The 14540-nt window shown below is 54.0% G+C and carries 15 protein-coding genes and 1 tRNA gene; 12 read left to right on the top strand and 4 right to left on the bottom strand.

Going from position 1 to position 14540, the window contains the following annotated elements:
• The first annotated feature begins 110 nt into the window (after positions 1 to 110).
• The 11 genes from AC2FH2_RS02295 (at position 111) to AC2FH2_RS02245 (ending at position 11011) form a co-directional block, all read left to right on the top strand.
• Positions 111 to 200, top strand: a tRNA-Ser gene (locus AC2FH2_RS02295).
• Positions 201 to 544: 344 nt separating this feature from the next.
• Positions 545 to 1066, top strand: a complete 522-nt coding sequence (locus AC2FH2_RS02290) for a hypothetical protein (RefSeq protein ID WP_281972111.1) — start codon at positions 545 to 547, stop codon at positions 1064 to 1066.
• A 200-nt stretch (positions 1067 to 1266) separates the two neighbouring features.
• The gene (locus AC2FH2_RS02285) at positions 1267 to 2295 is read left to right on the top strand and encodes a zinc-binding dehydrogenase (protein WP_496822727.1); all 1029 of its coding nucleotides are present in this window, start codon (positions 1267 to 1269) and stop codon (positions 2293 to 2295) included.
• Between the two features lie 74 nt (positions 2296 to 2369).
• Positions 2370 to 3245, top strand: coding sequence for a branched-chain amino acid ABC transporter permease (locus AC2FH2_RS02280; protein ID WP_496822725.1), 876 nt, complete (start codon positions 2370 to 2372; stop codon positions 3243 to 3245).
• A 3-nt stretch (positions 3246 to 3248) separates the two neighbouring features.
• A complete protein-coding gene (locus AC2FH2_RS02275) occupies positions 3249 to 4346 on the top strand; it encodes a branched-chain amino acid ABC transporter permease (protein ID WP_142633851.1) in 1098 nt (365 codons plus the stop codon).
• Positions 4343 to 5107 carry an ABC transporter ATP-binding protein gene (locus tag AC2FH2_RS02270; RefSeq protein ID WP_271947084.1) on the top strand — a complete coding sequence of 255 codons (765 nt, stop codon included), beginning with the start codon at positions 4343 to 4345 and terminating at the stop codon, positions 5105 to 5107. Before AC2FH2_RS02275 ends, AC2FH2_RS02270 begins: the two co-directional genes overlap by 4 nt.
• Complete coding sequence (locus AC2FH2_RS02265) at positions 5104 to 5877, top strand: ABC transporter ATP-binding protein (protein WP_496693177.1); 774 nt, start codon at positions 5104 to 5106, stop codon at positions 5875 to 5877. The genes AC2FH2_RS02270 and AC2FH2_RS02265 overlap by 4 nt, the downstream gene beginning before the upstream one ends.
• A gap of 5 nt (positions 5878 to 5882) precedes the next feature.
• Entirely contained in the window at positions 5883 to 7769 is a 1887-nt protein-coding gene (locus AC2FH2_RS02260) for an AMP-dependent synthetase/ligase (RefSeq protein ID WP_271947081.1), read from the top strand.
• 29 nt (positions 7770 to 7798) lie between these two features.
• Entirely contained in the window at positions 7799 to 8959 is a 1161-nt protein-coding gene (locus AC2FH2_RS02255; protein WP_496822723.1) for an ABC transporter substrate-binding protein, read from the top strand.
• Between the two features lie 144 nt (positions 8960 to 9103).
• Complete coding sequence (locus AC2FH2_RS02250) at positions 9104 to 9769, top strand: YrbL family protein (protein WP_496712479.1); 666 nt, start codon at positions 9104 to 9106, stop codon at positions 9767 to 9769.
• Positions 9770 to 9922: 153 nt separating this feature from the next.
• Complete coding sequence (locus AC2FH2_RS02245; protein ID WP_496822722.1) at positions 9923 to 11011, top strand: SGNH/GDSL hydrolase family protein; 1089 nt, start codon at positions 9923 to 9925, stop codon at positions 11009 to 11011.
• Positions 11012 to 11113: 102 nt separating this feature from the next.
• On the opposite strand, the gene rpsI is transcribed toward AC2FH2_RS02245, so the two are convergent.
• From rpsI to AC2FH2_RS02225, 4 genes are all read right to left on the bottom strand, one after another.
• Positions 11114 to 11599 (bottom strand): 30S ribosomal protein S9, encoded by a 486-nt coding sequence (rpsI, locus tag AC2FH2_RS02240; RefSeq protein ID WP_271947073.1) that lies wholly within the window; start codon positions 11597 to 11599, stop codon positions 11114 to 11116.
• Between the two features lie 5 nt (positions 11600 to 11604).
• The gene (gene rplM / locus AC2FH2_RS02235) at positions 11605 to 12063 is read right to left on the bottom strand and encodes a 50S ribosomal protein L13 (protein WP_113790645.1); all 459 of its coding nucleotides are present in this window, start codon (positions 12061 to 12063) and stop codon (positions 11605 to 11607) included.
• A 147-nt stretch (positions 12064 to 12210) separates the two neighbouring features.
• Entirely contained in the window at positions 12211 to 12741 is a 531-nt protein-coding gene (locus AC2FH2_RS02230) for a GNAT family N-acetyltransferase (RefSeq protein WP_496822720.1), read from the bottom strand.
• Between the two features lie 11 nt (positions 12742 to 12752).
• A complete protein-coding gene (locus AC2FH2_RS02225; RefSeq protein ID WP_496822718.1) occupies positions 12753 to 14156 on the bottom strand; it encodes an aminotransferase-like domain-containing protein in 1404 nt (467 codons plus the stop codon).
• A gap of 99 nt (positions 14157 to 14255) precedes the next feature.
• Between AC2FH2_RS02225 and AC2FH2_RS02220 the strand changes: the two genes are divergently transcribed.
• The gene (locus tag AC2FH2_RS02220; RefSeq protein ID WP_142633870.1) at positions 14256 to 14483 is read left to right on the top strand and encodes a DUF1127 domain-containing protein; all 228 of its coding nucleotides are present in this window, start codon (positions 14256 to 14258) and stop codon (positions 14481 to 14483) included.
• Positions 14484 to 14540 lie beyond the last annotated feature (57 nt).

The following is a 14540-nucleotide window of genomic DNA, read 5'->3' as shown; positions in this document are numbered from 1 at the left end:
GGGGTTTTGCGGCATCTGGCAACGGAAAATCCTGGGATTGATAAATTATGAAACTTTCTGCTTGCACCCCCGGGTGTTCATCACTAAATCCCCCCCTCACAGACCCCCGCGGAGAGGTGCCGGAGTGGTCGAACGGGGCGGTCTCGAAAACCGTTGTGGGTGCAAGCCCACCCAGGGTTCGAATCCCTGTCTCTCCGCCATCAGCCATTCAGCGCATGATTGGCAACCAGCTTTCCGGAATTTAGCTCAAGCACCTGAAATGCAGGCCTTTGTCGTCTTATTCGCTTTGCGCGCCTTCCTACGAGAATTCTTAGCCTCTGTGCTTCCCTGTCGAACAGGCATTTGTGCGACCCTGTGGGTTAGTTGACAAGAATGGCATCTCGGCCACTGGTTGTTCAACGTTGGCGTGTTATTGCCATGGGATCGGCCCAGATCGGCGTACACTGGCTCAATCCCTTGTTCTGAGAGGATGTTCCACGAATTCCCCTTTCCAGTCCGCTAGTTTCCCCCCATCTCGGCGACACATATTTCAAAGGAGAATCCCATGTCGCGTATAATCTTGCTAGGGGTCGTCGTCGCCGGCGTTGGCGCCGCAATCTATTACTATCTGAATCAACCTGCCGCTCCGGTCGAACAGCCGCAAGCCGCCGCTGAAGAAACCGGAAACGCTGTGTCCGAAGCCGTAGAATCGGTTACTGAACAGGCTGGCGAAGCTGCGTCTTCCGTTACGGAACAGGCGGCTGAAATCGTCGAACAGTCCAGCGAAGCCGCGTCTGACTTAGCCACTCAAGCTGGTGAAACAGCGACTGAGCTGGCTGATCAGGCTGGAGAAGAGGTCGCTGCCCTCACCAACCAGGGGCAAGAGCTGCTGAATTCCTGGGTTGAGAGCGGCGCTATGAGTGTTGATAACTTTGACTATGACGCCATGGTGGCCTCAGTTCAGGAAAGCACACTGGCAGAAGAACTGAAGGTAAAAGCGGTTGGTATTCTCGATGATATCAAAGCCTCACCTGCAACAATCGCGCTGAAAATTCAGGAACTTCAGGCCCTGTTGACTGGTCAGTAAGAATTAGAAAGACCGCCGAAAAGGCGGTCTTTCCCTACGTCAAAGAATAGTTCGATTGACGCGCCTTTGGCCATTTGCTTGGCTGATCTGAACACATATGCCACGGTTGATGTCGATCATGGCCATTATTTTCGAAATTGTTGGTTCGATGCAGTCAAGCAGGACCCGACAGTTTCTTATCGTTCAGAAAAGGTACGCTCATGACCCCCCTTCCCACTTCCATGTTTGCGATCATTCAAACTCATCATGGGTATTCGGGCAAAGCCACTGGTCCCAGCATCCAAAATGCGTCTGATTGGCTGGCCGAAACGGAAATGCCTGTGCCCGAGCCGGGCGCAGGACAGGTTCTGATCCGCCTGAGGGCATCATCGGTTAATCCGTCCGACCTGCATTTTATCAAGGGTGAATACGGGCAGCCTAGGGTAAAGGGGTCTCCGGCCGGGTTTGAGGGATGTGGAGACGTCGTCGCCACCGGTGCCGGTGCCGAGGGTTTGCAGGGACAGCGCGTGGCATTCATGGCCACTCATTCCGGTGCCTGGGCCGAGTACGCTCTGACCGATGCACAAATGTGTATTCCACTGCGTCCGGATATCTCGGATGACGATGGGTCAGCACAGATTGTGAACCCGATGACGGCCATGGCGATGGTCGATCTGGCGCGTCAGGCCGGAGATGCTTTTATCGTATCTGCCGCAACCAGTCAGTTGGGCAAGCTTATGTGCAGCCTCGGTCGCGATCTTGGGCTCAAGCCGATTGCAATAGTGAGACGCGCTGAGACCGTTACTGCATTGAAAGAGCTGGGCGCGCATGAGGTGCTGGTGACATCAGACCCCGACATGCTGCAGAAACTCGCAGCGCTTAGCACAGAGCTTAAACCTCGGGTCTTTTTGGATGCCGTCGCCGACCAGATTTCCGAACAGATTTTCTGTGCGATGCCGAAAGGTGCGCGCTGGGTGTGTTATGGCAAGCTCAGCCCTGAACTGCCCAAACTAACGCAGACGGGACAGCTCATCTTTATGGGTAAGAAAATCGAAGGGTTTTGGCTGACACAATGGATGACAGCGACGCCTCGCGAAGATGTGGTACGTGTCGTTGCCGAGGTTCAGGCCCGCTTTGCGGACGGGCGTTGGAAAACAGATGTTTCTGAAAAGCTTACATTAAAAAATGTTATGTCCGGGCTGGTTGATGCACTGCAAAAGAGTGACGGAAAGGTAATTATCACGCCATAGTAGTACAAACCCCGGGCTAAGGAGGAGGCCCGGGATCTAAATGAACCCGGAGCAACCGGTATAGGGAGGTGAGTTTGGATAATGCGCAGCTGCTGATTAGCGGGCTGGCGAATGGCTGTGTCTATGGGCTGATCGCGCTCGGATTTGTTCTGATTTACAAGGCGACCGAGGCAGTGAATTTCGCACAGGGTGACCTCATGATGCTGGGCGCCTTTGTTACCATCGGGCTTACAAATGCCGAATATATAGGGCTGCCTTTTTGGCTGGCCTTGCCGATCTCGTTGGGGATCATGGGCGTGCTGGGGTACTTGCTGGACCGGTTGATCATTCGGCGACTTTTCGGGGAAAGCCAGACGGCTGTGGTCATTCTGACCATCGCCCTGGGCTTTGTAATCCGATTTGTCGCTGGTCTGATTTGGGGGCACGAACCGCAGACGCTGCAGAATCCACTGGCCGGAAAAGAAGTGCGCTTTGGTGACCTTGTACTGGGGATGGAGGACGTGGCGGTTATTGTCGTTACCGTTCTGCTGACCTGGGGGCTGTACCAGTTCTTCAGTCGCACCAAGCTTGGGCTTGCAATGCAGGGTTCCTCGCAAAATCAGCTGGCGGCCTATTATATGGGAATCCCGGTAAAACGTGTACAGGGTTTCATCTGGGCGTTGGCCGGCGTGGTTGCGGGTATCGCAGGCATTTTGTTTGCCGCCAAAGGATCCGTGGACCCGGCAACCGGACTTCTGGGCATTAAGGCCTTCGCCGCTGCGGTTATTGGCGGATTCGGAAGTTTACCTGGAGCATTGGCCGGAGGTTTGATCGTTGGCGTAATCGAACCGTTTGCCAGTCGCTATATCGCTGCTGGGTACAGTCAGATTGCACCTTATGCGCTGTTGTTGGCTGTCCTGATCTTTCGCCCCAATGGGCTGTTCAGCCAAGTTAGGGTCAAAAAGGTTTAAGCGATGCGGATCATTTTCAAGACCAGTTACATGCAAGATATCCGGCCTTGGAAAGACCGGTATCAACTGAGCCTATACCTGATCCTTCTAGGCGTCGTGATCGCTGCTCCGTGGTGGTTGGACGCATTCTATCTGGGTGAGCTGACAAATGTTCTGATCTGGGCGATTGCAGGTCTTGGGTTGATGATACTGACCGGCCATACCGGACAGGTCAGCCTTGGGCATGCGGCTTTTCTGGCCTTTGGGTGCTATGCGAATATCATCTTGATTGAGGCAGGCTTGCCATTCCTGCTGGCCTTCCCGATCGCCGGTATCCTGACCGGGATAGCAGGGGTGACCGTTGCTATCCCGGCCCTGCGCCTTCACGGTATCTACCTGGCAATCTTTACCATGGCCCTGTCGATCCTGATGGATGACGTGATTGTACTGGCCGAGCCGATCACCGGCGGGGTCGCCGGTAAATATATCGGCGGGGTCGAGATATTTGGATTCATGGTCGATCGCTGGGCTACGCCGGTCCAATTCTTCTGGCTGGTGCTTGCAGTCGCGGTTCTGGTCACTCTGGGCTATATCAACCTGCTGCGCGCACCGCTTGGGCGCAGTTTCATCGCCGTGCGAGATTCTGAGGTCTCGGCCCAGGCGATGGGTGTTGATATTGCGCAGACCAAGATGATCTCATTTGCCCTGTCCTGCGCTGTGACCGGCTGGGCGGGTGCTCTGATGGGGATGTTCTCGGGCGCGTTCAATAACGAGACATTCAGCGTCCTAATCTCAATTCAGTTGCTGATGATGATCGTGATCGGTGGTCTGGGCTCAATCCACGGGGCATTCCTGGGTGCTGTCGTCATTGGGTTTCTGCCGCAATTTTTGTCGATCGCAAAAGAGTATGTCGGCGCAGTTTTCGGGGGCAGCACCGTCGCAATTCCGGGATTGGAATTTGGTATCTTCGGCATGATCCTGATTGCCTTTATCCTGTTCGAACCCATGGGGATGTATGGACGTTGGCTGAAGATCCGGACATGGTTCGAACTGTTTCCCTTCTATCGCAAGGACATGTTCAAACGTCAGAAATCCTATCTCAAGACGGAGCGTCTGAGATGAGCCTGCTTGAATTTAAGAATGTCACCTTGAAATTTGGTGGCGTCACGGCTGTGAACGACCTGTCCTTTTCGGTCGAAGACGGCGAGGTTTTTGCCATAGTCGGCCCCAATGGCGCGGGTAAATCGACCGTTTTCAATCTGATCTCGCGCTTTTATGAACCAATAGAGGGTTCAATCCGGTATGACGGGCATAACTTGCTGCAGGTGAAACCGTCAGGCGTTGCAGCTTTTGGTGTTGCGCGGACGTTTCAGAATATCGAACTGTTCGAACACGCCACTGTTTTGCAGAACCTGCTGGTCGGGCGTCATCGGCACCGCAAGACAAAACTTTTATCCGAGGTGCTGTTCCTGCCGTCGGCCCGGCGGCAAGAGATCGAAAACCGTGAAAAGGTTGAAGAAATCATCGATTTTCTTGATCTGCAGGCCTATCGCGACAAGATGATATCAGGCCTACCTTACGGTGTGCGCAAAGTGGTTGAAGTTGCCCGCGCCCTGGCCACCGATCCCAAGTTGTTACTGCTGGATGAACCGGCCTCGGGGCTGTCGGTCGAGGAAACGACCGATATGCGCTGGTGGATAGATGATATCCGGCGGCAGATGGGGATTACGGTGCTGATGGTCGAACATGACATGGCTTTGGTCTCGGGCGTCTCGGATCGGGTCCTTGCAATGGCGGATGGGGCTATGCTCGCACTGGGAACCCCTGCGCAGGTACAGTCACACCCGGCAGTGGTTGAGGCCTATCTGGGGAAAGTTTCATGAGCGATCCGATCCTGACCATTCGCAATGTCGAAAGTTTTTACGGGCCAATCATGGCAATCCGGGGCGTGTCGCTGGATGTGCATCCGGGTAAAATCGTGTCGATCCTTGGGGCTAATGGGGCCGGCAAGACTACATTGATGAAAACCGTGTCCGGCGTAATGGACCCGGAAAAGGGCAAGATCAGCTTTGACGGGGTCGAAATTCAAGGGGCCGAGCCGCATAAAGTCGTGCAGAAAGGCGTCGTCCACGTACCCGAAGGGCGCGAAGTATTCCCCCTTTTGACCGTGGAGGAGAACCTGAGTCTCGGGGCCTATACCTCGTCGGACCGGGGGCAAATTGATCATGATCGCGATCTGGTTTTTTCATACTTCCCGATCCTGAAAGAACGCCGCAATCAAGAGGCGGGGACCTTATCCGGCGGCCAACAACAGATGTTGGCAATCGGGAGGGGGTTGATGGCAAATCCAAGGATCATGTTACTGGACGAGCCCTCGCTGGGCCTGTCTCCTTTGCTTGTGCAAGAGATTTTCGGAATCCTGAAGCGCCTGAATGATGAACAGAACATGACGATGATGCTGGTTGAACAGAACGCCAATGCTGCGCTGGAACTGGCGCATCACGGCTATGTCATGGAGGTCGGGCGCATCGTCATGGATGGCCCCGCGGATGAGCTGATGCAGTCAGAAGACATCCAGAATTTCTATCTGGGCGTGCAGGAAGAAGGTTCGCGTGAAAACCGTCGCTGGAAACGCAAGAAGACGTGGAGGTGAGCAGCATGAATATAAGCACCCTGCCCTCTCAGATCATGATCAACGGTGTTCAGTACAACGCAAATCCCGGTCAGCGACCGGTCTATGTAGATGAATGCACAACCATCGGGCAACTATTTCAAAAGCGTTGTGCCGATTTGGGCGCGCGTACGGCGCATCGTGAAAAGGATTTAGGTATCTGGAAATCCTATTCCTGGGCGGATTACTGGCAGCACGCGAAATGGATAGGCCTCGCCCTGCAAAAGCTCGGTTTGAAACGCGGTGAGGTCGTATCGATCCTGTCCGAGGACCGAAAAGAATGGGCTTGGTTCGATATGGGCATTCAGGGCGCCGGGGGGATCGCCTCGGGCATCTATACGACGGATTCGGCCGCGCAACTGAAATATCTGATCAATGACAGTGACAGCCGTTTTCTGGTGGTCGAAAATGAAGAACAGTTGGACAAGTTCCTTGAGGTCGAAGGTGATCTTTCCAATCTTTTGAAGGTTATCATCCTTGAGGATGAAGGTCTGCATGACCTGGACCATGACCGCTGCATGTTGATCGGCGATCTTTATGAGCTAGGTCAGCAAACCGAGCGTGAAGAGCCGAACCGCTTTGACGCCGAAATCGCGCTTGCATCCCCGCAGGATACCGCCCTTCTTGTCTATACGTCCGGCACGACCGGCATGCCAAAAGGCGCAATGCTGAGCCACGAGAACATCCTGGCCGCAATCGAAGCCGGCGCCCATTCCTTGCCCGCATTGGAAACAGATGAACAGCTGTGCTTTTTGCCGCTCTGCCACATCCTCGAGCGTGATGTTTCCATATATTTCCCGCTGGCAACGAAATCTGTCGTCAACTTTGCCGAAAGCCCCGAGACTGTTTTCGCAAATCTGCAAGAGGTTTCTCCTTCGACGTTTACGGCGGTCCCGCGTGTATGGGAAAAGATCTATTCTCAGGTTCAGATCATGGCCCAGGATGCAACCTCGACCGGGCGCGCGGCCTTTGGAATGGCGGTAAAGGCAGGTCTGGCACGTGCCGAATATATCCTGGCGGGCAAGCCGGTCCCGGCCAGTGTTGCCGCGCAGTACTGGCTTTGGGACCGTTTGGTTCTGCGTAACCTGCGCCGGATGCTGGGGTTGGACAATATGCGGCGCGGTGGAAGCGGCGCCGCTCCGATTTCGGCGGACTTGCTGAAATGGTACTGGGCCATTGGTGTACCTCTGGTCGAAGGTTTTGGTATGACCGAAACATCGGGCCTGGCGACATTGAATACACTTGGAAACAACAGGATCGGAACCATTGGAAAGGCTGTGCCGGTCAATGACGTCCGTATTTCCGAAGGCGGAGAGATTCAGCTTAAAGGGTTGAACATCTTTCAGGGTTACTGGCGAAACAACGCCAAAACAGCCGAGACTTTCACTGCCGATGGTTGGTTGCGTACTGGTGATATGGGCGAGATCGACCAAGACGGTTTCGTGACCATTACGGGTCGCCTCAAAGATCTTATCATCACGGCGGGCGGCAAAAATATAGCCCCGGCCGAGATTGAAAGCCGTCTCAAGTTCAGCCCCTTTATCTCGGACGCAGTTGTAATTGGCGATAAGCGCAAGTTCCTGACTGCACTAATCATGATTGATCAGGAAAACGTGGAGAAATTTGCGCAGGATCGAAAGGTTCCCTTCTCGAATTTCGCCTCTCTTTGTGCCTCCGCCGAGGTTCGGGACCAGATCAAAGACGAAGTTGGTGCCGCAAACAAGGATTTCGCACGGGTTGAGCAGATCAAGGATTTCCGCCTGATAGATGTTCTGCTGACGGCAGATGATGACGAACTGACGGCCACAATGAAGCTCAAGCGCAGCTTTGTGGAAAAGAAACACGAACATCTTATTGAAGACATGTACAATTAGACAAAACGTTATCCAAAGGGAGGATTATAATGAGGAATCTGATTAAACGGCTGTCCGCTGCCACAGTTTTGGCGGCTGTCGCGACACTCTCCAGCGCTCAGACACAGGGTGTTACGGATGATGAGATCGTAATTGGGTCGGTCAATGATCTGAGCGGTATCTTCGCCGCCGTTGGTGTCCCAGCCACCAAAGGCGCCAATGTGGTGTTCGACCGCGTAAACGCTGCAGGTGGTGTTCACGGTCGGACCATCCGTTTTGTGGTTGAGGATAATGGCTATCAGATGCCGCGCGCGATGCAGGGCTACAACAAGCTGCTGAACCGCGACAAGGTGTTCGCGATGTTGCAATCTCTGGGTACGCCGATGAACCTGGCCGGATTCAAACTGCTGGATCCCAAGGGCATTCCGAATGTCGCGCCTCTGACATCGTCGCAGAAAATGCTGCAAGACCCGGTGCGCAACAAATTCACGTCCTTTTCCACCTATTTCGATCAGGCGCGTGTCGGCGTGAACTATCTGGCCAGCGAATTCGGATCGCAAACAGTCTGCACCATGTATCTGCCCACCGATTTCGGCGAGGAGATTCTGGAAGGCAGCAAGGCGGGTGCCGAAGAGGCTGGGATCGGTTTTGGCACAGAAACCACCCACAAGCCCGATGAGACCGATTTCGTGGGCTCTCTGAGCAAGCTCAGAGATGAAGGCTGCGACATCGTCACCATGGCCCTTGGGGTTCGGCAGGCGATCACTGTGGTTGGCACCGCCAAAAAGATGGGTCTAACGGATATGAAATTCTTGGGAACATCAGCCAGCTTCCTGACCGTCGTTGCCCAGGTGCCGGGTGGCGTGACGGATGGTTTTTATGCCGCCGCCTCATGGCTGGACTTGTGGGCCCGCGCGGATCAACCGGCCCCTGCAGCCTTCATCGAAGAGTATAAGGCTGCAACAGGCGAAGACCCCGTTGGATTTGCGATGTTGGGCTATTCTGCGGCTGAAATGATGGTTAAGGCGCTGGACGCCGCCGGCCCCGATCTGACTCATGACAGTTTTATCGCTGCGATGGAGACACTCGACTACAACGACGAACTGGTTGGAAACCACATCTCGTTTTCGCCGGACGACCACCAAGGTGCCGATACGGTGTTTGTGAGCGTTGTTGAAAACGGTGCTTGGAAGCTGGTCCACGAAGAGTAACGACTGAAAAACAGAGTTTGATCAGCATTCAGGCGTTAGAAACCACGAGCCGTCCGTTCCAATACGGACGGCTTTTTCATTTTGTTTTGAGCTATCCACCTGCGGATAATTGGTTCCAATGCAAAACCGCTATAGTTAAGCCAAATGGAAAAAACTCGAATCGAAAATCTGTTGTCGTTGAAAGATCGTAAGATCATCGCGCAGGGTAATCGGCAATTTGTCTATCAACACCCTGATCTGCCGGACACTCTGCTGAAGATCCCGCAACCTCAGACGATAGATGACGAAGCTCATCTTGTGACGGATACCTGGTTTGATCGGATGTTTCGACGCTCGACGGCGTTCAAAGGATTTCTGCGCGAGTTTCACGAGTCGTTTGATCTTATGGTGCGTCACCAGAAATCCGCTGCCCCTATCCCCGTATGTGAGGTGCGAGGTGTGGTTCAGACGGACCTGGGTCTGGCGCTTATGTACGAGCGGATTTCCGAGCCTGACGGACAGCTATCGCCCAGCCTTATTGGCTTGGTCCAAAGCCGTCGCCTTAAGCCGCATCACTTGGATTCGTTGAACGCGCATTTTGATATTTTGGTCAAAGAGAACGTTTTGGTCAGTAACCAGAACCCCGGCAACATCGTCTATCAGACGCTGGCCGACAGCTCAGGACGATGGGTCTGGATAGACAGTTTCGGAAATAAGCAGGCGATCCCAGTTCGCAGGTGGTTCCCAAGCCTGAATAAACGAAAGATCGACCAGACTCGGCAGAAATTCCTTACTTTGGCTCAACAGGCTTTAGGACGTGAAACGGACTGACAAATCCGTGCTGGAGTGACTTTCTTTTCGTCTCACGCTTGACGTGTGCGGGCTGTTAATCTCAACATTCAGAAATGTGTTTTGTGCGTCCTCGTCATTACCACGAAAACGGGACCAATTCAGTAAATGGTATTCTAGGTAGTTAGATAAAAAATGCGGTCAAAAATTCTGAACTTTCTGATCATCGTGATGATCTCTGCAACGCTTCTTGCTGGTGTGGAGCTGGGCATCCGTTGGCTGTCACCACAAGGCGTTCTGACAACATATCTAGAGGGTGGTCCACTTGGATTGAAGGACCCGGTCGTCGGGCATACGAACAGGCCAAACACTGTCGTCGCCATCAATGCACCAGAGTTCACGGTCGAGTATAAAGTCGACGAAAACGGGTTTCGTGAAACGCGTTTTCCAGCCAATGCCGCAGACGATGGAAGCACCATCAAGATCCTGCTGCTGGGGGATTCATTTACCTTCGGCGCTTCAAACGAGCTGGGCGATATCTGGCCTGAACTTTTGGCCCAGAAATTCCTGGATGAAGGCATGTCTGTGCAGCTGATCAACGCAGGCGTGCCGGGATATAACACATCTCAACAGGCGCTGTATCTTGAGCGGTTAAGCGAAAAATATAACCCCGATATTGTGCTGGTGACCTTTCTTCCCAACGATATGTTTGCAAATGAGCCTATTCGGACCGTTGATGGCGTTGATGTCGCTTACAGCGATGTCAGCTCGGTTGTGGGGTCCGGGAATATCAAGAAATCCTCGCTGCACTCGGTCACGATGTTAAAGCGAATGCTGATGGCCAACGATCAGAGCTATACCCAACTGTACCTGATGACGCCGCGAAAGGCGTTTTTCACCACCCCGATGAGCGAGCTGTTTCAGGCCAAAGTCGAGACGACAAAGCAGGTGTTTACCCGCATGGCCACCTTCACACAGTCGCAGGGATCCGAGCTTGTGGTCGTGTCTGTCCCACAGTTGTTTCAGGTTCTCCAGGCAGCAAAAACATCTTCTGATCCCGAGGTTGATCCCGGCCTACCCGACCGCCTGATGGAGGGTGTGGTGGCCGAGCAAGGATTTCAGTGGCACGAAGCGTTGCCCTACCTCACCGAAGAATACAGCTCCACAGGTAAAGATCTGTATTTCAGATACGATGGTCATCTGAATGCCGACGGCAACAGGGTTCTGTCTGATTTCATGTTCCAGATTCTGGCCCCGCTGATCGAAACCAAAGCAGCTGGCTGAGTTCGAAAACAGATTCGGCAAACCAAATCCCAATCAACAAAAGAAAAACGGCCGCAACATTGTGCGGCCGTTTGAAACAGTCTTGAAGGTTCGTGCCAGCGATTAACGCTTGGAGAACTGGAACGAACGACGCGCTTTGCGCTTACCGTATTTCTTACGTTCCACAACGCGGCTGTCGCGGGTCAGGAAACCAGCGGCTTTCAGTGCGCCACGCAGCGACGGATCGTACAGTTGCAGCGCTTTCGAGACGCCGTGCTTGACCGCACCGGCCTGACCGGTCAGGCCACCGCCTTTGACGGTTGCAACAACGTCGAACTCACCTTCTACGCCGGCAACCTGAAACGGCTGGCGCAGGATCAGCTGCAGAACGGGGCGTGCAAAGTACACGTCCTGGTCTTTGCCGTTCACGGTGACCTTACCGGAACCCGGCTTGATCCAAACGCGGGCAACAGCGTCTTTACGCTTGCCGGTGGCATAGGCACGACCCAGTTCGTCGCGTACGGGTTCACGCACGATGACTTCTTCGGCCACAACTTCAACGCCTGCTACGGCGCTCAGCTCTTCGAGAGTATTGATCTGATCAGCCATGGTCATTAGCTCCGGGTGTTTTTCTTGTTCATGGATGCAACATCCAGAACTTCGGGCGCTTGCGCCTCATGGGGATGCTCGGCACCGGCATAAACACGCAGGTTGGTCATAACCTGACGCGATAGGCGGTTGCCCGGCAGCATGCGCTTGACCGCCTGGGTCACGACGCGCTCGGGGTATTTGCCCTCGAGGATCTGCTGCTTGGTGCGCGACTTGATGCCGCCCGGGTGGCCAGTGTGCCAGTAGAAGTTCTCTTCGCGCTTCTTGCCGGTCATCTGGATTTTGTCAGCGTTGATCACGATGACATTGTCGCCCATGTCCATGTTCGGGGTGAACGACGCTTTGTGCTTGCCACGCAGACGCATGGCGACGATCGAGGCAAGACGGCCCAGAACAACGCCCTCGGCGTCGATCAGGATCCATTTCTTGTCGATGTCTGCAGGTGTTGCAGAAAAGGTTTTCATGGCAGGATAGTCCTGTTTGATGTGAAAGACCGCCCCCATACGGAGCGGTCCGAATTCGATGGATGGGGTTTAAACCCACGCGAAAGGCGGGTCAATACACGCAAATCAGTTTTACCTTAGCAAAAACAATGTATTACAAAATAGGTATTATTTTACCCCATGTTTTTGCCAATCTTTTTCCGTCAATACCCAACGCATCCACTGCCCAGCCCCGGTACCAAGAACAAGTTGCCGGGTATCAACGTACCGCGCCCCAAGTTTCGCGGTCCCTTTTTGTGATCGCAAGTTGGTTGGGTCGATATGAAACCAGACCTCATCCAGTTCGCCGAACACCTGATTTACCATCAGCGATTTGATCGCCCGATTGCTGGCTCCGCCCCAGTGATCACGGGTGATAAAGCTGTATCCGATGCCGATGCCCCCGGGAACTTCGGGAGGCTCATAATAGCGAGAGCACCCGATGACCCGGCCTGTCGCCTCTTCGCGTACTGTCACTGACCCACCTGCGCTCAACAGAAAATCGAAATAAGGGGCGAAAACTTCTTTCTGATGGCGGGATTTGGCGGGATGCCCGGCCCAAATCAACGGATCGCTGGCTGCAAGGTGCAGGTCTTCGAAGTCACTTTCGAGCATAGGTGTGACGAAAAATCCCCTGCCCCGCATTTCCCGAATATCCATTAAGCGTCCCCTTACACCGAAATCTGTTCGGGTGGATTATCCAGCAGACGCCTGAGACGCTGCATTGCGTCCTCGAATTGATCCAACGATACATGCCCGTTCATGGCAATGCGCACCGCATTGGGCGCGCGCCCGTCACGCAAAGCAAACTCATCGGCAGACCGCAGTTGAATTCCCTCTCGCTCGGCTGCGCGGCTGAACGCAGCCGCTCGCCAACCGGAAGGCAAGTTCAGCCAGACAAAAGGTACATCTGAGGCCCAGTTCAGGTCGAACCCACCCAGGGCGTTTACGGCCACGCGCACATATTCCCCCATCCGGGTCCGGACATCTTTTGCGATTTGGCGCGTCCGCGGATCAGACAACATCAGCCGCGCCAGTTCGGCAAGCGGCTGAGCAAGGCCAAAATAGCCATATTCCGCTGAACGGCGCAGATCAACGCTGCGCTCGCGCGGCGCTATGGCAAACCCGACACGCAGTGCGGGCGTCAAAATCTTCGAGATCGACGACACATGCCATCCCCTTTCCGGCGCCAGGGCGCGATAGCTGGGCGCTCTTGCATCACCCATGCGGTAGCAGTCGTCCTCGATTATCTGGACGCCAAACCGCCGCGCGATTTCCACAACTTCTTTGCGGCGTTCCAGTGGTGTATGTGAGCCGGTCGGATTTTGAACCTCGGGTGAGACACATATGGCCTGCGCCGCCGACTGGCGAAGGACATGCTCCATAGCGTTGGGATCCACGCCCCATTTGTCCATCTTTACGCCAATGACCTCTGCACGCATCAACTCACCGGCGCGTCGGAACCCTGCGTATGACAGATCTTCGACCAGAACAATCGGCTTTGGTCCACGTAATATTGTCTGAAATACTAGGCAAAGACCGTTTTGTCCGCCGTGGGTCAGAACGATATCGTCCTGCGAAATTGGTCCCAATGGCAAATCGGAAAGCCAATCTACAACAGCCTGTCGCATAGGTTTATACGCATCGCGGGTTGGATAGTTCATAAACAGGCGTGGATCGGATTTTGCCACTTTCTTCATACATTCGCGGATCAGGGCCACCTGCCCCATATCGGCAAGCCTCGGGCTGAACAGGCTGACATTGGCTTCATATTTGTCATCTCTGAGATGAAGTTGCCGAGCCCAGACATCATCGAGCAGAGGCGCCTTGGGCGGGGCCACAAATGTACCACGTCCTACTTCGGCGCTGAGCAGACCTTCGTCTGTGAGTATCGTATAGGCGCGCGCAACGGTGCCCGGTGTGATTTGTAACCTATAGGCAAGTTCCCGCACCGGCGGCAGCTTTGTACCGACTTCCAAAAGATTGTTATCTATAGCTTTTCGAATTGTATCGGCGACCAGTGTATATTTTGGCCCTTTGGATTTAGGCAGTGACTCCGGCCAAATTGTATCCATTACAATTCTTCCTTTGATTGCAGCACAATTATGAATGTATCAAAGGTTCATACCGAACATATTACGTTTGTGTCAATACAATTTGAAAGGAACCCCAAGATGACACGCGCAATGCACAACCCCGCCCTGATAGCGCTTAACGACAGCCCCCGGCTGCCGCTGATTGCCGCACTGGCCGTGCGGTTTGCGGCGACGGTCACAAAATGGGAGCGGCAACGCCGCAGCCGAATTAACTTGTCCAATCTCGATGACAGGCTGCTGAAGGATGTGGGCCTGACTAATTATCAGGCCAGACGAGAGATCGAACGCCCTTTTTGGCAGGGCTAGGTAATCCCCAGTCCCTATATGGGACCTCTTCCTTGGCCGGGTTTATCCCGGCCATTT

The organism is Ruegeria sp. YTSA105, from assembly GCF_059610225.1.
Note: the sequence above shows the minus strand (reverse complement) of the source record. Positions and strands in the feature narration are given on the sequence as shown.